Below are 481 nucleotides of genomic sequence, written 5' to 3'. Positions count from 1 at the left end.
TGTCAATCGGCATTGAAGTTTGACCCCATATCGGCGTCGAAAGTTGACCCCTTTGATTTGCGTTTGGCGGTCGTGCAGGTAGTCCATAGGAGGGACCCGCGCGCGGCGCGGCGTGCCCCCACGAGGCTGACGCGGCGGCGCGCGCGGGAGGAGCCTGTGGGCCCACCTGTACGATCCGCCAGAGGTGGGGGGCCGGGGGCGGGGATCAGGCGCGGTTCTTGAACCGCCAGCTGTCATTGCCGGTTTCGACGATGTCGCAATGATGGGTGAGCCGGTCGAGCAGGGCCGTGGTCATCTTGGCATCGCCGAACACGTTGGGCCATTCGCCAAAGGCCAGGTTGGTGGTGACCAGGACGGAGGTCTGTTCATAGAGGCGGCTGATCAGGTGGAACAGCAACTGGCCGCCGGATTGGGCGAACGGCAGATAGCCCAGTTCATCCAGCACGACGAGGTCGAGCCTGGCGAGATGGTCGGCGATGCG

The 481-nt window shown here is 64.7% G+C and carries 1 protein-coding gene; it reads right to left on the bottom strand.

Annotated features, from left to right (window positions below; genetic code table 11):
• Positions 1 to 205: 205 nt before the first annotated feature.
• Positions 206 to 481, bottom strand: a 276-nt coding sequence (locus ACM9HJ_RS31020; protein WP_416575674.1) for an ATP-binding protein, incomplete at its 5' end; no start/stop codon positions are given.

The organism is Niveispirillum sp. KHB5.9 (assembly GCF_048066115.1).
GTDB lineage: Bacteria > Pseudomonadota > Alphaproteobacteria > Azospirillales > Azospirillaceae > Niveispirillum.
This window is presented reverse-complemented; position numbering and strand designations above follow the sequence as displayed.